This is a genomic window from Pseudomonas sp. RAC1 (genome assembly GCF_030658255.1).
GTDB lineage: Bacteria > Pseudomonadota > Gammaproteobacteria > Pseudomonadales > Pseudomonadaceae > Aquipseudomonas > Aquipseudomonas boreofloridensis.
The window spans coordinates 33,282-52,820 of sequence record NZ_JAUTXS020000028.1 but is presented as its reverse complement, the minus strand read 5'-3'; the positions used below and the strand labels follow the sequence as shown (position 1 = coordinate 52,820).

Genomic DNA, 19,539 nt, shown 5'->3' with positions numbered 1-19,539 from the left:
AGAGCGGGCGGGCGCCCAAGGCGCCTGCCTGCGGACTTGAAAAAGCCCGCAATTGCCTTCATCTTGTGTTGCAAGCCTACCGGATTGGATCGATCGAATGACTGACACCCGTAACGGCGAGGACAACGGCAAATTGCTCTATTGCTCCTTCTGCGGCAAAAGCCAGCACGAAGTGCGCAAATTGATTGCCGGGCCCTCGGTATTTATCTGCGACGAGTGCGTCGACCTGTGCAATGACATCATCCGCGAGGAGGTGCAGGAAGCCCAGGCCGAAAGCAGCGCGCACAAATTGCCTTCGCCGAAAGAAATCAGCGGCATTCTTGACCAGTATGTGATTGGTCAGGAACGTGCCAAGAAGGTGCTCGCCGTAGCGGTGTACAACCACTACAAGCGCCTCAATCAGCGTGACAAGAAAGGCGACGAAGTCGAGCTGGGCAAGAGCAACATCCTGCTGATCGGGCCGACTGGCTCGGGTAAGACCCTGCTCGCCGAAACCCTCGCTCGCCTGCTGAACGTACCCTTCACCATCGCTGACGCCACCACCCTGACCGAAGCCGGTTATGTCGGTGAGGACGTCGAGAACATCATTCAGAAACTGCTGCAGAAGTGCGACTACGATGTGGACAAGGCCCAGATGGGTATCGTCTACATCGACGAGATCGACAAGATTTCGCGCAAGTCGGACAACCCGTCCATCACCCGTGACGTTTCGGGCGAGGGCGTGCAGCAGGCGCTTTTGAAGCTGATCGAAGGCACCGTCGCCTCCGTACCGCCGCAGGGCGGTCGCAAGCACCCGCAGCAGGAGTTCCTGCAGGTCGATACCCGCAACATCCTGTTCATTTGCGGCGGGGCATTCTCGGGCCTGGAGAAGGTCATCCAGAATCGCTCCACCAAGGGCGGCATCGGCTTTAGCGCACAAGTGCGCAGCCAGCAGGAAGGCAAGAAGGTGGGTGAGTCGCTGCGCGAGGTCGAGCCGGACGATTTGGTCAAGTTCGGCCTGATCCCTGAGTTCGTGGGTCGTCTGCCGGTATTGGCGACGCTCGACGAACTGGATGAGGCTGCACTGATGCAGATCCTCACCGAGCCGAAGAACGCCTTGACCAAGCAGTACGCCAAGCTGTTCGAGATGGAAAGCGTGGATCTGGAGTTCCGCAGCGACGCGCTCAAGGCTGTTGCCCGCAAGGCGCTGGAGCGCAAGACTGGTGCGCGCGGTCTACGTTCGATCCTCGAAGGCGTTCTGCTCGACACCATGTACGAGATTCCTTCGCAGAAGGAAGTCAGCAAGGTGGTCATCGACGAGAGCGTCATCGAAGGTACCTCGCAGCCGCTGCTCATCTACGAGAACAGTGAGCCGCAAGCCAAAGCCGCACCTGACGCCTGAGTCGGACGCGGCGTGAGTGAAGTCTGAAGGGGCCTACGGGCCCTTTCTGCTTTTCTGGCGCCAGCGCTTGTATTTTTGCCTACCTACCCCCACATTAGCCCCAAGCACTATTTCCACCGGTTTCCGGCCGACAGGCCGCTGTAGAGGCGAAATCATGAAGACCACTCTCGACTTGCCTCTTTTGCCATTGCGCGATGTCGTCGTTTATCCGCATATGGTTATCCCGCTGTTCGTGGGACGCGAGAAGTCCATCGAAGCACTTGAGGCTGCGATGATGGGTGAAAAGCAGATTCTCCTGCTCGCCCAGAAAAACCCAGCCGATGACGACCCGGGTGAAGATGCCCTGTACCGTGTCGGCACGGTCGCCACTGTCCTGCAATTGCTCAAACTGCCCGATGGCACCGTCAAGGTGCTGGTCGAGGGTGAGCAGCGGGGTGCGGTCGAACGCTTCAGCGAGGTCGATGGGCATATTCGTGCCGAGGTCAGCCTGATCGACGAAGTCGAGACGGCGGAGCGTGAGTCTGAAGTCTTCGTACGTACGCTGCTATCGCAGTTCGAGCAGTACGTGCAGTTGGGCAAGAAAGTGCCGGCAGAAGTGTTGTCGTCGCTCAACAGCATCGAAGAGCCTGGACGCCTGGTCGATACCATGGCGGCCCACATGGCATTGAAGATCGAGCAGAAGCAGGAAATCCTCGAGATCATCGAGTTGTCGGCGCGTGTCGAGCATGTACTGGCGCTGCTGGATGCCGAAATCGACCTGTTGCAGGTCGAAAAGCGTATTCGCGGCCGGGTCAAAAAACAGATGGAGCGCAGTCAGCGCGAGTACTACTTGAATGAGCAGATGAAAGCCATTCAGAAGGAGCTTGGCGACGGCGATGAAGGTCACAATGAAATCGAGGAGCTGAAGAAGCGCATCGATGCTGCGGGTCTTCCCAAAGATGCATTCACCAAGGCTCAAGCCGAGCTGAACAAGCTCAAGCAGATGTCCCCGATGTCTGCCGAGGCCACCGTTGTGCGCTCATACCTCGACTGGCTGGTCCAGGTGCCGTGGAAAGCCCAGAGCAAAGTGCGGCTGGACCTGACCAAGGCCGAAGAGATTCTGGACGCCGACCATTACGGCCTGGAAGAGGTCAAGGAGCGCATTCTCGAATACCTCGCTGTGCAGAAGCGGGTGAAAAAAATTCGCGGACCGGTGCTGTGCCTGGTCGGCCCGCCTGGGGTGGGCAAAACCTCGCTGGCTGAGTCGATCGCCGCTGCCACCAACCGCAAGTTCGTGCGCATGGCGCTGGGTGGCGTACGTGACGAAGCTGAGATTCGCGGACACCGCCGCACCTACATTGGCTCGATGCCGGGTCGTCTGATTCAGAAAATGACCAAGGTGGGTGTGCGCAACCCACTGTTCCTGCTCGACGAAATCGACAAAATGGGCAGCGACATGCGCGGCGATCCTGCTTCCGCGCTGCTCGAAGTGCTCGACCCCGAGCAGAACCACAATTTCAACGATCACTATCTGGAAGTCGATTACGACCTCTCGGATGTGATGTTCCTGTGCACCTCGAACTCAATGAACATCCCGCCGGCGCTGCTCGACCGGATGGAAATCATCCGTCTGCCCGGCTACACCGAGGACGAGAAGATCAACATCGCGGTCAAGTACCTGGTGCCCAAGCAGGTCAAGGCCAATGGTTTGAAGAAGGACGAACTTGAGGTCGATGTTTCGGCGATTCGCGACATCATTCGCTACTACACCCGCGAAGCCGGGGTGCGCGGTCTGGAGCGTCAAATCGCCAAGGTGTGCCGCAAGGTGGTCAAGGAGCACACTGGCCAGAAGCAGGTGAAAGTCAAGGTCACAGGCGATCAACTGGAGCATCTGCTCGGTGTGCGCAAGTTCCGCTACGGCCTGGCCGAAACCCAGGATCAGATCGGCCAGGTCACTGGCCTTGCCTGGACTCAGGTCGGTGGCGAGTTGCTGACCATCGAGGCTGTGGTCATTCCGGGCAAAGGCCAACTGATCAAGACCGGCTCGCTTGGCGATGTCATGGTCGAGTCGATCACCGCCGCGCAGACCGTGGTTCGCAGCCGTGCACGCAGCCTCGGCATCGCTGCCGATTTTCACGAGAAGCACGATGTGCACATTCACATGCCCGAGGGCGCTACGCCCAAGGACGGTCCTAGTGCCGGTATCGGCATGTGCACCGCGTTGGTTTCGGCGCTGACCCAGATTCCAGTGCGTGCCGATGTCGCCATGACTGGCGAGATCACCTTGCGTGGGCAAGTGCTGGCCATCGGTGGATTGAAGGAAAAACTGCTGGCGGCGCATCGCGGTGGGATCAAGACCGTGATCATTCCCGAAGAGAATGTGCGCGATCTCAAGGAGATTCCGGAAAATATCAAACAGGATCTGCAGATCAAACCGGTTAAATGGATTGACGAGGTCCTGCAAATTGCGCTGCAATACGCCCCGGAACCCTTGCCAGATGTGGCTCCGGAGATTGTCGCGAAAGAAGAGAAGCGCGACAGCGATGCCAAGGAAAGAATGAGCACGCACTAGTTCGTATCTCATTGGGGGGTTGATCGACACGCTTTCGTCGCGTCGCGCTGAAGCGCAGCGCCAGTGTCACCGAGCCACCCAATGATCGTTTCATGCGGTTTATTACATACTTAGAAACATACTCATTAGAGAGATAAGGGGACTTAGAGTGAACAAGTCGGAACTGATTGACGCTGTTGCTGCTTCTGCTGATATCCCGAAAGCTGTTGCTGGCCGTGCTCTGGACGCAGTAATCGAGTCCGTGACCAATGCTCTGAAAGAAGGTGACAGTGTGGTCCTGGTTGGCTTCGGCACCTTCGCTGTCAAAGAGCGCGCCGAGCGCACTGGCCGCAACCCGCAAACCGGTAAGCCGATCAAGATCGCAGCTGCCAAGACGCCAGGCTTCAAAGCTGGCAAAGGCCTGAAAGACGCCGTCAACTAAGTCGTCTCTTCAGCCGGATCCGGCCAAGTCGGTTCCGAGCACGTCGCGGCGGGGGCCGCAAACGTTCCCGCCGCCACGTTTGCTAAGAAAAGGCGCATCCTCGGATGCGCCTTTCTTTTATCAGGATTCTACCCACTCTCCGCGGTTGTCGATGCAGTGGTACGACCGTTTTTGGGGGACGCATGCTGCAGAATATCAGGGACAATTCACAGGGTTGGATTGCCAAGACCATCATCGGTCTCATCGTTGTGCTTATGGCACTTACCGGTTTTGAGGCCATCTTCCAGGCTGCCAGTCATAGCCAGGACGCCGCCAAGATCAACGGTCAAACCATCAGTCAGGCCGAACTGAGCCAGGCAGTGGACATGGGCCGCCGTCAAATCATGCAACGGATGGGCAAGGACTTCGACCCGGCAAGGCTGGACGAAAAAGTGCTGCGCGAGGCTGCACTGAAGCAGCTGATAGACCGCAAGCTGTTGCTGCAGGGTGCCAAGGATGCCAAGTTCGCCTTCCCGGAAACCGCGCTGGATCAGCTTATCCTGCAGATGCCACAGTTCCAGGTTGCTGGCGCCTTCAGTGCCGAGCGTTTCGACGGCGAAATTCGTCAGTTGGGCTATAACCGGATGCAGTTCCGCGAGGCGCTCAGCCAGGACATGCTGATCAATCAACTGCGTAACGGCATAGGCGGTAGCAGCTTCGTGACAGATCAGCAGGTCGATGCCTTCGCTCGTCTGGAAAATCAGACCCGCGACATCGCCACCATGACCTTCAAGGCCAACCCGGCAGCGGTGCAGGTGAGCGATGCAGAGATCAAGGCTCACTATGATCAGCACGCAAAGGAATTCATGACGCCCGATCAGGTGGTCATCGATTACATCGAGCTGAAGAAAGCAGCCTTCTTCGACCAAGTATCGGTCAGCGACGATCAACTCCAGGCTGAATACCAGAAGGAAATCGCTAATCTTGCCGAGCAGCGCGATGCTGCGCATATTCTGATCGAAGTCAACGATAAGACTGACGACGCTCAGGCCAAGGCTCGAATCGAAGAGATCCAACAACGCCTGGCTAAAGGTGAAGATTTCGCCAAGCTAGCCAAGGAGTTCTCTCAGGATCCAGGGTCTGCTGCCAATGGTGGCGATCTGGGGCTGGCCGGCCCCGGTGTGTACGACCCAGCATTCGAAGCGGCGCTGTACAAGCTGAACAAAGACCAGGTATCCGCTCCGGTTCGTACCGAATACGGCTATCACCTGATCAAGCTGCTCGGCATTGAGGCGCCTCAGGTTCCGACCTTTGCCAGCCTCAAGGACAAGCTGACCCACGAGCTGAAAACTCAGCAGGTGGAGCAGAAGTTCGTCGAAGTCACCAAGCAGTTGGAGGACTCTGCCTTCGAAGCCTCGGACCTCGCCCAGCCTGCGCAGGAACTGGGCCTGAAAGTGCATACCTCGGCGCCGTTCGGTCGTGAGGGTGGGGAAGGTATCACTGCCAATCGCGCGGTCATCCAGGCAGCCTTCAGCGAAGAAGTGCTGAATGAAGGCGCCAATAGCAATGGCTTGGAACTCGATCCGGAGACCGTGGTGGTCGTACGGGTCAAAGAGCACCGCAAACCTGAACAACTGGCCTTGGAAGCGGTGTCGTCCACCATCCGTGAGCACTTGGCCAAGGAAAAAGCCACCGCAGAGCTCAAGGTCAAGGCCGACAAACTGATCGCCGGGCTGCGCGACGGCTCCATTGTGCCGGGCACCGCGCAGGAGGGTCAGCAATGGAAGGTCCTCGAGGCGGTGACTCGCGACCAGGAAGGCGTAGATCCTACCGAGTTGCAGGCGGCCTTCCGCATGGCCAAGCCTGAGTCCAAGGACAAGTCCGTCTACGCCAGCGTGGTGCTCAAGGATGGCAGCCTTGCGGTGTTGCAACTCAAGGGCGTCAACGAGGGTGCAGCAGCGTCCGAACTGGAGAAGCAGCAAATTCGTCAATACCTGGCCTCGCGCACGGGGCAGGCAGACTTCGCGGCTTATCTGAAACACCTGGAAGACACGGCAGACATCACTCGCTACTGAGGGACGCCTTGCTATTGAAACAGGCCGCTTTAGCGGCCTGTTTCATTTCAATACGCACACGTGTTCGCAGCGCCCTACCGGCAGATAAGCCATTGTGCGGGCCGTTGAGCAACGCTCGTTCAGCGTTTCTGTGCTTCGTGCCCGTCGAGTGTATCGCGCGCGATTTCCCGCCCCAGCGCGATGAGTTCGGGCGCCTTGTAGAACTCGAAAAAACGGCATACCCGCTTGGGCACGTTGATCAGCACGTCTGGTGGATAACCTGCAATCTTGTACTGGGCTAATGAGGTTTGCATGACCTCGAAGCTTTGGTTGATCAGATCGAGTAGGGAAGCAGGTCCGACGTTGTCGATGATGAACGACCCGGTCGCTGACTTGGGCGCCCCTTCACGCTCTGGCGCTGCGGCCGGCTGCCCCTGTTGGTCGGTCGGGTCGCTCAACCATGGGTTGCTCTGGCTCATGCGCTCGGCGACGATTTCCTGCTCGATGCGCATCAACTGCTCCGCAGGCTTGCGCCTGAATGGCATGCGCGAACCCAGCGAACTGATCACTGATTCGAAACGCATCCGAAAAGCCGCCGGGCGTTCGACGACCGGCAACTGATACTGTTTCTGATTGGTAGCGTTGAGGTTGACCGCGATGATCAGGTCGCAGTGACTGGAAACCACAGGCACGATCGGCAGTGGGTTCAAGATGCCGCCATCGACCAGCATGCGATTGCCCTGCATCACTGGGGTGAATAGGCTGGGGATCGCTGCGGACGCACGCATGGCCTGATGCAGGCATCCCTCCTGAAACCAGATTTCCTGCTGGTTTGTCAGATCGGCTGCCACAGCAGTGTAGGGGATACGAAGTTGCTCAATATTCATTTCCCCCACGATCTTGCGGATTTGTCCGAATACCTTGTCACCGCGGATGGCCCCCAGGCGAAAGCTCACGTCGACCAGGCGCAGCACATCCAGATAGTCGAGGCTCTCGATCCAGCGCCGATACTCATCGAGTTTGCCAGCAGCGTAGATACCGCCCACCACTGCGCCCATCGAGCAGCCGGCGATACAGGCGATCTCATAGCCGCGGCGTTCGATTTCCTCGATCACACCAATGTGCGCGTACCCTCGGGCGCCGCCCGAGCCAAGTACCAGTGCGACACGTTTGCTCATAGTTTTCCCCACGAGAGTCGGCAATGATCGCCACAATGCACGTTTTGGCGCTCGGGCTTCAATGGTGCTGTGCGCTGTGTCAGGCGCGACGGGCACTTTTCACCGTGCCGACCGTCGAAACAGCGACTGTTGTCCCTTCTTGAGGTATCACCCGATGAAAGCGTGGATCTTCGTTCCCTTGATGGCGCTGGCGGTAGCCGGTTGTGCAGGCAAAACGGCTTACCGCGACAGTTGCGCGACGCAACTCGATGCCGCCTGGAAAGAGCTCGATCTAGCCAAGGCCGAGGGGTTCGCCGGCACCGTCAGCTACTCCAAGGCGCTGTCCCTTCTGACTGGAGCCAAAACCCAGCAGCAGTTCGAAGCGTTCGAAGGGTGCAGCACCAAAGCCGAGCGTGCGCGCTTCTACATCCGTGAGTCCCGTGCCGGTCGATGACCGAGGAGAGTGGAAATGTCCGCGATGATGGATCATGTGGTTGCCCAGGTGCTGGCCCTGCACGTCCGTCTGCTCGCTTGTCGCGAGCGCCTGGCTGCTGATACCGACAGCGAGGCACTGCATGACCTTCGCACCAGTCTGCGACGCCTGCGTAGCCTGCTGCGGCCCCTACGTGGCCTGCCTGGGATCGAGCAGCTCGAAGAAGCGGCACGGTCCCTGGGCACGTTGACCACGCCCTTGCGAGACCGCGAAGTGCTTGCTGCGCAGTTGATCGCGAGTGGCCACGCCGAGGCTGGCCAGCGGCGACTGCAGGGCAGGGCGGCCACCTTTGCCAGCGTTGCTGCCAGCGCACAATTAAGGCGTGTCCTTGCCATTCTCGATACGTTCCCGCTGTTCCTGCGCGCCGCCGATCGCGAAGGTTTGGCCCACGAACTGCGTACCCGGGTCGATAAGCGGCTAGGCAAGCAATGGCGCAAACTCCAGGCCGGCATTGACGACCCGGCGCACGACCGTCATCGCCTGCGTCTGTTGATCAAGCGGGTGCGCTACGGCGATGAGGCTTATCCGCAATTGCGCCATGCGAAGAAGCCGCTGCAGCGCCTGCTCAAGCAGGCACAGGCGGATCTTGGCGACTGGCATGATCGTCTCCAGTGGCTGCTGCAGATACGTGAGCATGCCGATCTGGCGCCCTGCGCCGAAATGTGGGAGCTGCAGTTGCAGCAAGCCGAGCGTCATTGCGATGTCACGCTCAAGTCGCTGCGCAAGGCGCTGTCACACCGATAGTCCCTGTAAATGACCGATATGTAGGCTGTCACAGGTCTGTGCGCTGGATACTCTGCAGCCTGGTTGCACTACGAACGAACAGGGCTGTGAGCGCCATGAATTTAGATGAACTGCTGGTTGCTGTGCGTAACCACCCCGAGAACCTGAGCATTCCAGCCAGTTGGGGCCAAGGCCGCGCGTGTTTCGGTGGTCTGATGGCGGCTCTGGTGCATGAAACGATGTGTTTGAAAGTCGGCGGTGACAGACCGGTACGGTCGCTGGCCATCACGTTCGTGGGCCCTGCGGTTCCCGATATGCCGATTCGCTTCGACGCCGAGGTGCTGCGAGAGGGCAAGGCCGTGACCACCGTCCTGGGCAGGGCCGTTCAGGCGGGTCAGGTGGTGACGTTAGTGCAAGGCAGTTTCGGTGAAAGCCGGGCGTCTGAGGTACAGGTGGGGGCCGGCCCGGCGGCGCCTATCAAGCCTCTCGCAGAAGCGACGCCAGAGTTACCCTACATCGCTGGCGTCACTCCGGCGTTCATGCGCCACGTTTCGTTGCGTTGGGCACTGGGTGGTCTGCCATTCAGCGGCAATGACTCACGAGAAATGGGCGGCTGGGTGCGCTTGCGCGATGTGGCGAAGGCGCCTCTGAGCGTCGGACACCTGTTGGCGTTGGTAGACGCCTGGCCGCCCAGCGTGCTGCCAATACTGAGCAAGCCGGCTGCCGGTAGCACGTTGTCATGGACGATTGAATTCGTTCAGCCCATACCCGAGGTCAGCACTACGGATTGGTGCCAGTACCGAGTCGAGACTGAGCATGCCAAAGACGGCTATGGCCACGCTGCCGCCAGGTTATCCTCGGCTGACGGCAGGTTACTTGCACTGAGTCGTCAAACGGTGACCGTCTTCGCCTGAACGGGCCACGTCAGCGCCGGTGTCTGTGGCGCTCACGCCAGGCGCGCAACCATCCACCTGAAAGCACAAAGCGCGGAAAGGTCACGAACTGTTCGGTCAGCAGACGTCTGAAAGCATCGCTTCGATCGCTGAACGGTTCAGGCTGCTCAGCCTCCAGTCGATGACCCTGACGTTGCATGCCAAGCGCTGCGATCAGCGCAAGAGCGCCCACCGCCAATTGGGTGAGGTCCATCGCGAACAGGCCCGAAAGCAGCAGTAGACACGCCAGGATGAACAAAGGGACGGCGATCAAGTGCAGCACCAGATTGGCCGGATGGCGGTGGTGATGATGATAGCCGCGCCATTGCCAGGCGGGCAGGTTGGGTAGACGCTTGCTCATGGACATCTCCTCTCGGTCATGTCCAAAGCTTAGTGCGGCCCCTGGATCGGGGCCAATCGATGCCCTTTATGGGGGCTATAGCTTGAGCTGGCCGATGGCTTTGTTCAGCTCGCCGGCCAGCGTTGCCAACTCGTTGCTGGTGGTAGCCGAACCCACGGTCTGCTGTACGGTTTGCTCGGTGACGTCGCGGATGCTGACCACCGCCCGGTTCATCTCTTCGGCCACTTGACTCTGCTGCTCTGCAACCACCGCGATTTGGGTGTTGCTTTCGCGCATTTGAGCCACTGCCTGGGTGATCTCGGCGAGGGCGTCACCCGCTTCACGTGCCTGCTGCACGCAATCGTCGGCTTTGAAGGAACTCTCCTGCATGAAGTCCACTGCATCGCGGGTCCCATCCTGCAGTGCCGAGACCATGGTGGTGATCTCGTCCGTGGAACTTTGTACCCGCTTGGCCAGGTTGCGCACCTCATCGGCGACCACCGCGAAGCCCCGACCCAAGTCGCCCGCCCGCGCTGCTTCGATAGCCGCGTTGAGTGCCAGCAGGTTGGTCTGTTCGGCAATGCTGTGGATCACGCTGACCACACTGTTGATCTTCTGGCTGTCGTCGGCCAGTTGGCGAATCATCTCGGCAGTCTGCTGTACGCCGCTGGACAGGCCAGAGATGGAGTCCTGGACGCGGGTCACCACTGCCTGTCCACTGCCGGCAAGGGTATCGGCGCTCTGCGATAGATCGCGAGTAGCGCCTGCATGCTGGGCAATGTGGTGCACCGTGGCGGACATCTCGTTGATGGCGGTGGCAGCCTGGTCGGTCTCGCTCTGTTGGCCGATCATGCCGTGGCGCACTTCGTTCATGCTGGTCGCCAAGCGTGCGGCACCTGCGTCGAGCTGTGCGGCCGTTCGCGCCACGGTGCTCACCACGCGGTGGTAAGTGGTCTGCATGGCATTGAAGGCACCGGCCATCTGGCCCACCTCGTCGCCGCAGGCCAGCGGCACCCGGGCCGACAGGTCGCCGGTGCGTTCGACGTGCAGCATCACGTCCTTGAGCATGTTGAGTTGGCTCAGCAGGAAGCGGATGAGCAATTGCGAGGCGCAGAGCATCGCCAGCATGAGGATCAGCACGCACAGCGCGTATTGGGTGAAACGGTCAAAAAATACCTGGCGCAGGCTGGGTGACTGCGCCAGCACGGCAATGTACTGGTCGCCCAGGCGTAGTACCTGGGCGCCGCGCAGGGGATCGGTGCCGAGCAACCAAGCTGCCGGTAGATCGACCCAGCCTTGCGCCTCGCGCAGTGACTCGAGGGACTGCCCTGCGAACGTAGGGGTTTGGCCGGTTTGCCAAGTGATGATCTGAGCCAGGGGAGGAAGGGGCTGGTTGGCGGGCCATCTGGCCAGCACCTCAGCTTGAGCCAGGGCCTGCGCGTGTGCCGCCTCGGCACGGGCCTGTTGCTCGAGATTGACGGCGTAAAGTACCAGCAGCAAGGTCGTGACAAAGGCCACCGCATTGACGGCCCAAAACTTGTACTTCAAGGAAATATTGCTAAGCCAGGCACCCATGGAAGGTCTTCTCTGAGTTGAGCGGAAACATTATTGGCAAGGTGCCATCATTGTGCGCGCCCGATGAGTCGACTGTCATGATGTGCATCAAGGGAGTTTGAAGAAAGCCTTCGCCGTCGCCGTCGTGTGTTCAGCGCACTGCTCGACGCTCTCGTCACGGTGCATGGCAACCTCGCGCAGTACGTAGGGTAGGTAGGCGGGTTCGTTGCGTCCACTTTTGGGCTTGGGGCGCAGGCTGCGTGGGAGAAGATAGGGCGCGTCGGTTTCCAGCATCAGTCGGCCCTGGGCAATGTCGCCGACCAGCGGATGCAAATGCGTACCACGGCGTTCGTCGCAGATCCAACCTGTGATGCCGATGTGCAAGTCCATGTCCAGATAGGCGAACAAGGCGTCGCGTTCTCCGGTAAAGCAGTGCACCACTGCAGCGCTCAGATGGTCGCGGTAGTCCTTGAGAATGGCTAACAGACGTTGACTGGCGTCACGTTCGTGCAGAAACACCGGCAACTGCAGTTCAGCTGCCAGCGCTAACTGCGCGTGCAGGGCACTTTCCTGCAGGGGACGAGGAGAGAAGTCGCGGTTGAAATCCAATCCGCATTCACCCACCGCTCGCACGCGTGGCGCTTTCAGCAGTTCGCGCAGACGGCGCTCGCTTTCTCCACTCCAGGTGCTGGCCTCATGGGGGTGGACGCCGGCCGTGGCGAATAGGCACTGACCCTGCGCATCGAGTTGCTGACACAGCTCAAGCGCTTGCTCGCTCACGTCCAGGTTGGTGCCGGTAACCACCATCTGCGCCACGCCGGCCTCACGGGCGCGTTCGATGATTGCCGCTTCATGCTGATGGAAGCTGCTGTTGGTCAGATTGACGCCGATGTCGATCAGTTGCATGGTGCTGTCTCATGCTGCGGGACGGCCACGATAGCAAAGTCCGCCATTTCGCGGGAAAACCAAGAACTTCGCACAAGGTTGGTGGTCTTTTGCCATCATCTCTTGACGGTTCCCGGACGCACTTCCCATGCTGCGATTGTTGCTGACGACTCTGCTGTTGCTCGGCCTGATCAACGAGGTGCCTGCCTTCGCGCGTGAAGCCGGTCCGGTGCAGCACGCGCCAGCTTCTCAGGTCCGTGACCTGCCGCAGATCCGCGCCAGTAAGGTGCTGAGGGTGCTGGTCAATCAGAGCCGTAACAGCTCAGGTGAGGTCAAGGGTGAGCCGGTCGGCGTCGAGTACTACCGCTTGCGAGCATTGGAGCATGCACTCAACGCACGGATGGATGAAGGACAGCGAATAACCTTCAAGGTCGTTCCCAGAGCCAAGGAGCAGCTCATTGGCGCATTGCGTCGCGGCGAAGGCGATTTGGCAGCGCCTGGTGAGTTGCTCGATGCGGCGCTGGTACATGAAGTGGGCGTCAGTGTACCCGTGGTCGATCAGGTAGCACTCGTGCTGGTCGGGCGCAAAGGTGATCGGTCTTTCAGTCGAATAGAACAGTTGTCTGGACGCACGATTGCGTTGACCACGGCCAGTGCGGCGGGACCTGCGATCGAGCAGATCAATCAGCAACTGGCGCTGCGCAAGCGTGCGCCGGTGAGGATCGAGTGGGTAGACCCGACCCTGGCGGTGGAGGATGTGCTGGAAATGGTTCAGGCCGGTATCTATCACCTGACCGTGGTAGAGCGTCCCATTGCCCAACGTTGGGCGCGTGTGATGTCCAAACTGCGGCTAGACACGCGCTTGCACCTTGGCCAGCCACAGGCCATGCGTTGGTATGTGCGCAAGAATGCCACGCAGTTGCTCAGCAGCATCGACCGCTTTCTGGCGAGCTATCGTGCCCCAGATAACCAGGATGCCGCGTTTGAGCGCATCTATCGACGTCAGTACCGCGTCCATGATCCACTGGCTCGGCAAGATCGCCGGCGCTTGGTATCGGTGCGTGCGGTATTGCAGAAGCATGCGGCCGAGCAACAGATCGATTGGCTCAACCTGGCCGCCCTGGCATTCAAGGAGTCGAGCCTTGACCCCAAGGCGCGTGGCGTGGGTGGTGCTCACGGCCTGATGCAAATCACTCCCTCTGCTGCTCAGCGAGTGGGCGTGAGCGATACCTCGACGGTCGATGGCAATGTTCAGGCGAGCGCGCGCTATCTGGCCATGATTCGTCGCAAGTTCTTTTCCAGCCCCCAACTCAATGAGCGTGAGCGCATGGCCTTTGTACTCGCGGCTTACAACCTTGGTCCCGAGCGGGTTCAGGCCATGCGGGCGCAGGCGCGTCGGCGCGGGCTGAACGCCAATCAGTGGTTTTTTCAGACTGAGCGAATCGCGATGGAGCAGGTGGGGATGGGAACAGTCAACTTCGTCAACAGCGTCAACAAGTACTTCCTGGCATTCAACCGTGAGCGATCAGGGCTTGAGCAGGGGAGAGGGCGGCAATAGGTTCTAATTAATCGATAGGTGGGTTCGGTTATTTGCGGTTTTCGTATCTTTAAAATCGATTAATATGGCGCTCATTCCCCACATCCGTTCAAGGAAACTGCAAGATGAGCCCTACCATCAAAGCCCTCCTTTCCACCCGCGCCGGTTTTGGCGTCAGCTTGTTGCGTGTTCTGATTGGTTTCATATTCATGGCGCACGGCGCACAAAAGCTCTTCGGTTGGTTCGGCGGCTACGGCCTTGAGGGCACCGGCCAGTGGATGGAAAGCATCGGACTGGCACCTGGTTATCTGATGGCCATGCTTTCCGGCAGTGCCGAGTTCTTCGGCGGGCTGGGTTTACTGCTCGGGCTGCTGGCGCGTCCCGCGGCGCTGGTGCTGAGTGCAACGTTGGTGGTGGCAATTTTCACTGTGCACATTAGCAACGGCTTGTTTATGGCCAACAATGGCTATGAGTTCGCGCTTGCGTTGATGGCCGGCACCCTCGCCATTCTCTTAGAAGGCGCCGGTCGGGTGTCGTTGGATCGCCTGATAGCCCGCTGACATATGCCTGTAAACCGTTAACGGCAAACTGCAAGTGAGCAGCCACTTGCAGCTTGCCATCAGACGCTCTAGGATAACGCTTGCGCCGATTTAAACAGCTACTTGCGGGGCGCAGGAAAGGTCTGCAAGGCCATCCGAAATACCGCTAAAGCGCTGGTTCGGTGACGCCTCCCACCGCTGCCCAGCGGGATCTGCGAGGCGGAGAGATACTCCATGAGTTGCCCACGTACCAGCGTCTGCTTGACTCCACTGCCAGCCGATCAGGCCGCACGCACGCCTCGCATCCTTTTAGGTGGTCAGCACCAACCCACACTGCTGCGCAATCTCGATGGATTTTCCCGCCGCAAGGGTCAAGCCCGCGCCTTCCTCATCCAGTTCGCCGAAAACGCCTGCGACCTTGCCCGGTACGCCAGTGACCGCTTTGATCTGGCAGTCATCCAGGCACCGACGGGCGAACACGCTGGCGAAATCATCGGTCACCTTACCCGCATTGCTCGCCAGGGATTGATTACGCGCGGCTGATTCTCTGGTAGATGTCGTGCGCTGTGTTTTTTGGTTAAGCTCCCAGCCCCGCCAGGCCGATGTCGCCTGCGCAGGTAGTCGTGAGGAGAGCGAGCGGTTTGAGCACCAATATCATCACCATCGAAGGCCATGAGGCGCTCAAGAAGGAGCTGGATCATTTGTGGCGCGTCTACCGTCCGGAGATCACGCAGAAGGTGACGTGGGCGGCGTCTTTGGGCGATCGCAGCGAGAACGCTGATTATCAGTACAACAAGAAGCTGCTGCGCGAGATCGATCGTCGGGTCCGCTATCTGCGCAAACGTCTCGAGGACGTCAAGGTGGTGAGTTATTCGCCACAACAGGAGGGGCGCGTGTTCTTTGGCGCCTGGGTCGAGATCGAGAATGACGAGGGGCAGACCCTGGCGTTTCGTATCGTCGGCTACGACGAGATCCATGGCCGCAACGACTATATTTCCATCGATTCGCCCATGGCCCGTGCTTTGCTTAAAAAGGAGGAGGGCGACGAGGTGCGAGTGCATACCCCAACCGGCGATGCGACCTGGTACATCAATCGCATCCACTATGGCGCGACCTGAGCACGCCATGGCGGATGGTGGTCAGGTGTCTCGCAACACGCTCAAGGGTGATGCATTGAGCGCACGCCGGGTGCCGAAGACGCCGGCGGCGCCCACCAGCAGTGCGCCGATCAGTGGCAGCACCAGTAGCCACGGATGCGGTGCCCATTGCAGGTTGAAGGCGTAGCGGTACAGCCCCCAACTGATCAGCTCGCAGCCCAGTGCTGCCAATACACCGCTGGCCGCGCCGAGCAGGCCGAACTCGATGCGCCGAGCCTTGACCAGCAGGGCGCGTCCGGCACCGAGTGCGCGCAGCAGGGCGCCTTGGCGAATGCGCTCGTCCAGAGTGGCCTGTAATCCAGCGAGCAGTACCGTCACACCCGCCGCCAATACGAACAGCAGAACGTACTCTACAGCCAGGGTGACCTGGGCCAGGATGCTGCGCAGTTGCCCCAGCAGTGCATCGACCTGCAGCAGGGTCACGGCCGGGAAGGTGCGTGACAGTGCGACCACTTCAGCATCGTGGCCTGGCGCGAGGTAGAAGCTGGTCAGGTAGGTGGCTGGCAGTCCTTGCAGCGTACCCGGCTGGAAGATCATGTAGAAATTGGGCTGGAAGCTGTCCCAATGTACGGTCCGCAGGCTGGTGACCTGTGCCTGACGCTGCTCGCCCCCGATATCGAAGGTCAACAGGTCGTTAAGTTCCAGGCCCAGGCTGGCAGCCAGATCGGCTTCGACCGACACGCCGGGAGGCCTGTTATCGGGGGGTGATGATTGCCACCAAGTGCCGTCTACTATGGCATTGCCCTGGGGCAGATTGGCGGCCCAAGTCAAGCTCAGATCACGCTGTACGGCCCGCTCCCCAGCAGAGTCCTTGCTCACCCGTTGCTGGACCGATTGCCCGTTGATCTGCGTGAGCCGGCCTGGCATGACGGGATACAACGGGGCGGATGTGGCGTTGAGTTCGCGTAACCGCTGAGTAAACGGCTCGCGGTCGTCCGGCAGAATGTTGAGGGCGAAGTGATTGGGCGCGTCTTCGGGCAACTGGGCCTGCCAGTTGTCGAGGAGCTCCGCGCGCAGCAGTGCGATCAGCGCCATGGCCAGCAGTATCAGGCCGAAGGCGAGTGCCTGTCCGGCGGCGGCCAGCGGGTGACGCAGCAGTTGACCCAGGCCCAGTCGCCAGGCAAGCGGGGCGGCGGACAGCATTCGCCTCAGGCTGCGCAGGGCCAGCAGCAAAAGGCCGGCGAGCAGGGCTGCGGCCACGATCCCGCCGCCGAGCAGGGCGAATGTCAGGATCAGGTCGAGGCTCAGCCGCCACATGATCAGTCCCAGAGCAAACAGTGCGGCGCCGTACACCAGCCAACTGCTGGGCGGGGTGGGTAGCAGGTCGCGGCGAAGGACGCGCAGAGGCGGGACCCGTCCCAGCGCGGCCAAAGGTGGCAGAGCGAAGCCGGCCAGCGCGACCAGTCCGGTGCCGATGCCGGCCAGCGCCGGCGCAAGATTGCCGGAAGGGACCGCACTGGGCAGTAGCCCTTGCAGCAACGCGAACAGCCCAAGTTGTGCCAGCCAGCCCACCCATGCACCGCTCAGCGATGCGACCAGGCCCAACACGGTCAACTGCAGTGAAAAAAGGCCCAGTGCCTGGTGGCGTGACAAGCCCAGGCAGCGAAGCAGGGCGCTGGCATCGAGACGGCGAGCGGCGTAGCGGCTGGCTGATAGCGCCACTGCCACGCCGGCCAACAACACCGCCACCAGGCTGGCCATGTTCAAGTAACGCTCGGCGCGACCAAGAGCGCCACCGATCTGACGATTGCCATCACGGGTATCGAGCAATCGCTGGTTGGCGGCTAACTGCTGCTCGATTGCCTGGCGATAGCTTTCCAGCGCTTGGGGCTCGCCGCGCCAGAGGTCGCGATAGGTAACCCGGCTGCCCGGTTGGATCACTCCAGTGGCCTCCAGATCGGCCATGTTCATCAGCACGCGCGGGGTAAGGCTGTAGAAATTGCCGGCACGATCCGGCTCGTACGTGAGCACACGGGTCATGCGCAGGGGTTTCATGCCCACGTCGATGCTATCGCCGAGTGACAGCCCGAGCGCCGTCAACAGGCGCGCCTCTACCCACGCCTCACCCGGCGCAGGGTTACCTCCTGGGCTTTCGCTGCCGTAGGGCGTGGCTGCGCTGCGCAGCTCGCCGCGCAAGGGGTAGGCCGAGTCGACTGCCTTGATGCTGGAGAGCTGGATGCCCGCGTCGGCGGCCACCACACTGCTGAACTCAACCACGCGGGCGTGCTGAAGACCGCGTGATGTGCCCGCGTCGAGTTGCTCGATTCGGATGGGGGAGGAGCCTTGCAGCACCAGGTCGGCTGCGAGGAATTCGCTGGCCCGCAGTTGCATGGCGCTGTTGAGGCGAGCGCCGAAGTAAGCGATGGCGGTGCTGGCTGCTACTGCCACCAGCACCGCCAAGAACAGCACTCGCACTTCGCTCGCGCGCGCATCGCGCAGCAGTTGGCGCAGGGCCAGCGTGCACAAGTGCTTGACCGACAGGCGGGTCATTGAGGCGCCTGCGGCACGACGAGGCGACCGGCCTCGAGGTGGATCAGGCGGCGGCACCGCTTGGCCAGGCGCTCGTCATGGGTCACCAGGACCAGGGTGGTACCACGCTCGCGGTTCAGCTCGAACAGCAGATCACTGATGCGCTCGCCGGTCTGGCTATCGAGGTTTCCGGTGGGCTCGTCAGCGAACAGTACCGCCGGATGTGCAGCAAAAGCCCGTGCAATCGCCACCCGTTGTTGTTCACCGCCGGACAGTTGCCGAGGTGTGTGACTCATTCGATGGCCCAGGCCGACCCGATCGAGCAGGGCGCGCGCTTGTTCGCGTGCGTCGCTGCGACCGTCGAGCTCCAGGGGTAGCATCACGTTTTCCAGGGCGTTGAGGCTGTCCAGAAGCTGAAATGATTGGAACACGAAGCCGACATGCTCGGCGCGCACCTGGGCGCACTGGTCCTCGTCCAGTGCGCCCAGGTCGTGGCCGGCCAGCAGTACATTGCCCCCGCTGGGCCGATCAAGACCGGCGAGCAGTCCGAGCAGGGTCGACTTGCCGGAGCCGGACGCGCCAACGATCGCCAGGCTGTCCCCTTGGCTGAGATCCAGCGACAGGGGATGGAGGATGGTAAGGTCGCCTTCCGCGCTGGAGACCACTTTGCTAAGGTTCTGCGCAACGAGAATGCTGGGGCTCATGGAGAATCCAATGCGAATGTGGTGGTTGAGCGCCGGTCTGGCCCTGTGCGGTCTGGCTCAAGGCGCGGCGGCGGGGACGGTGCTGATTGTCGGCGATAGTATCAGCGCAGGTTTTGGCCTGGATACCCGTCAGGGCTGGGTCACGCTGCTGCAGCAGCGCCTGCATGACGAGGGATTCGCTGATCAAGTGGTCAACGCGTCGATCAGTGGTGACACCAGTGCTGGGGGGCAGGCGCGGCTACCGGCGCTGCTTGCGGCGCACAAGCCGGATCTGGTGGTGCTCGAGTTGGGCGGTAACGATGGGCTGCGGGGACAGCCGCCGCAGCAATTGCAACAAAATCTTGCATCAATGATCGATCGCTCGCGGGCCGCGGGTGCCAAGGTGGTATTGCTGGGCATGCGTCTGCCACCCAATTATGGTGTTCGCTATACCTCCGCATTCGCTCAGGTCTATGAGCAGTTGGCTAGCGACAAGAAGGTGCCCTTGGTGCCGTTTTTCCTCGAGGGCGTCGGTGGCGTCCCGACGTTGATGCAGGCCGACGGTATCCATCCGGCCGAAGGCGCCCAGCAGCGCCTGCTGGACAATGCATGGCCGACGATAAAACCCATGCTCTGACGCTTTCAACGAGGAACGCTTTCGGCTAATGTTGCGCCCCCCGTTTC

18 protein-coding genes are annotated in these 19,539 nt (G+C 60.6%); 12 read left to right on the top strand and 6 right to left on the bottom strand.

All coding sequences use genetic code 11. From position 1 onward, the window contains the following. Positions 1-97 precede the first annotated feature (97 nt). From clpX to Q7C30_RS09145, 4 genes are all read left to right on the top strand, one after another. A complete protein-coding gene (gene clpX / locus Q7C30_RS09160) occupies positions 98-1,381 on the top strand; it encodes an ATP-dependent Clp protease ATP-binding subunit ClpX (protein WP_029613530.1) in 1,284 nt (427 codons plus the stop codon). Between the two features lie 154 nt (positions 1,382-1,535). Beyond that, positions 1,536-3,932: an endopeptidase La gene (lon, locus tag Q7C30_RS09155; protein WP_317871320.1), complete on the top strand. Its 2,397-nt coding sequence runs from the start codon at positions 1,536-1,538 to the stop codon at positions 3,930-3,932. A 148-nt stretch (positions 3,933-4,080) separates the two neighbouring features. Beyond that, complete coding sequence (locus Q7C30_RS09150) at positions 4,081-4,353, top strand: HU family DNA-binding protein (RefSeq protein WP_029613532.1); 273 nt, start codon at positions 4,081-4,083, stop codon at positions 4,351-4,353. 182 nt (positions 4,354-4,535) lie between these two features. Then, positions 4,536-6,407, top strand: coding sequence for a SurA N-terminal domain-containing protein (locus Q7C30_RS09145; protein WP_317871319.1), 1,872 nt, complete (start codon positions 4,536-4,538; stop codon positions 6,405-6,407). A gap of 119 nt (positions 6,408-6,526) precedes the next feature. On the opposite strand, the gene Q7C30_RS09140 is transcribed toward Q7C30_RS09145, so the two are convergent. Beyond that, positions 6,527-7,564 carry a patatin-like phospholipase family protein gene (locus Q7C30_RS09140; RefSeq protein WP_039576581.1) on the bottom strand — a complete coding sequence of 346 codons (1,038 nt, stop codon included), beginning with the start codon at positions 7,562-7,564 and terminating at the stop codon, positions 6,527-6,529. 154 nt (positions 7,565-7,718) lie between these two features. On the opposite strand from Q7C30_RS09140, the gene Q7C30_RS09135 reads away from it, so the two are divergent. The 3 genes from Q7C30_RS09135 to Q7C30_RS09125 all read left to right on the top strand — a co-directional run bounded on the left by Q7C30_RS09135 (position 7,719) and on the right by Q7C30_RS09125 (position 9,673). Further along, complete coding sequence (locus tag Q7C30_RS09135) at positions 7,719-7,997, top strand: hypothetical protein (protein WP_029613534.1); 279 nt, start codon at positions 7,719-7,721, stop codon at positions 7,995-7,997. Positions 7,998-8,012: 15 nt separating this feature from the next. Continuing rightward, positions 8,013-8,780: a CHAD domain-containing protein gene (locus Q7C30_RS09130; RefSeq protein WP_317871318.1), complete on the top strand. Its 768-nt coding sequence runs from the start codon at positions 8,013-8,015 to the stop codon at positions 8,778-8,780. Positions 8,781-8,875: 95 nt separating this feature from the next. After that, a complete protein-coding gene (locus tag Q7C30_RS09125; RefSeq protein ID WP_317871317.1) occupies positions 8,876-9,673 on the top strand; it encodes a thioesterase family protein in 798 nt (265 codons plus the stop codon). 10 nt (positions 9,674-9,683) lie between these two features. On the opposite strand, the gene Q7C30_RS09120 is transcribed toward Q7C30_RS09125, so the two are convergent. The 3 genes from Q7C30_RS09120 to Q7C30_RS09110 all read right to left on the bottom strand — a co-directional run bounded on the left by Q7C30_RS09120 (position 9,684) and on the right by Q7C30_RS09110 (position 12,491). Next, positions 9,684-10,052: an Mpo1-like protein gene (locus tag Q7C30_RS09120; RefSeq protein ID WP_317871316.1), complete on the bottom strand. Its 369-nt coding sequence runs from the start codon at positions 10,050-10,052 to the stop codon at positions 9,684-9,686. 75 nt (positions 10,053-10,127) lie between these two features. Beyond that, positions 10,128-11,606, bottom strand: coding sequence for a methyl-accepting chemotaxis protein (locus Q7C30_RS09115; RefSeq protein WP_317871315.1), 1,479 nt, complete (start codon positions 11,604-11,606; stop codon positions 10,128-10,130). An 87-nt stretch (positions 11,607-11,693) separates the two neighbouring features. Then, positions 11,694-12,491, bottom strand: coding sequence for a TatD family hydrolase (locus tag Q7C30_RS09110; protein WP_317871314.1), 798 nt, complete (start codon positions 12,489-12,491; stop codon positions 11,694-11,696). Positions 12,492-12,618: 127 nt separating this feature from the next. Here Q7C30_RS09110 and Q7C30_RS09105 point away from each other — a divergent pair, with 127 nt between their 5' ends. From Q7C30_RS09105 to greB, 4 genes are all read left to right on the top strand, one after another. Further along, positions 12,619-14,028 carry a transglycosylase SLT domain-containing protein gene (locus tag Q7C30_RS09105; protein ID WP_317871313.1) on the top strand — a complete coding sequence of 470 codons (1,410 nt, stop codon included), beginning with the start codon at positions 12,619-12,621 and terminating at the stop codon, positions 14,026-14,028. Between the two features lie 104 nt (positions 14,029-14,132). Next, positions 14,133-14,567 (top strand): DoxX family protein, encoded by a 435-nt coding sequence (locus Q7C30_RS09100; protein WP_304484996.1) that lies wholly within the window; start codon positions 14,133-14,135, stop codon positions 14,565-14,567. A 213-nt stretch (positions 14,568-14,780) separates the two neighbouring features. Further along, positions 14,781-15,089 (top strand): hypothetical protein, encoded by a 309-nt coding sequence (locus Q7C30_RS09095; RefSeq protein ID WP_116887927.1) that lies wholly within the window; start codon positions 14,781-14,783, stop codon positions 15,087-15,089. A gap of 98 nt (positions 15,090-15,187) precedes the next feature. Beyond that, entirely contained in the window at positions 15,188-15,664 is a 477-nt protein-coding gene (greB, locus tag Q7C30_RS09090) for a transcription elongation factor GreB (RefSeq protein ID WP_039576595.1), read from the top strand. 21 nt (positions 15,665-15,685) lie between these two features. On the opposite strand, the gene Q7C30_RS09085 is transcribed toward greB, so the two are convergent. Both Q7C30_RS09085 and Q7C30_RS09080 read right to left on the bottom strand, forming a co-directional pair. Then, on the bottom strand, positions 15,686-18,193 hold the full coding sequence (locus Q7C30_RS09085; protein ID WP_317871312.1) for an ABC transporter permease: 2,508 nt from the start codon (positions 18,191-18,193) through the stop codon (positions 15,686-15,688). Then, a complete protein-coding gene (locus Q7C30_RS09080; RefSeq protein ID WP_317871311.1) occupies positions 18,190-18,876 on the bottom strand; it encodes an ABC transporter ATP-binding protein in 687 nt (228 codons plus the stop codon). The genes Q7C30_RS09085 and Q7C30_RS09080 overlap by 4 nt, the downstream gene beginning before the upstream one ends. 10 nt (positions 18,877-18,886) lie before the next feature. Between Q7C30_RS09080 and Q7C30_RS09075 the strand changes: the two genes are divergently transcribed. Beyond that, entirely contained in the window at positions 18,887-19,492 is a 606-nt protein-coding gene (locus tag Q7C30_RS09075) for an arylesterase (RefSeq protein ID WP_317871310.1), read from the top strand. Positions 19,493-19,539: the final 47 nt, after the last annotated feature.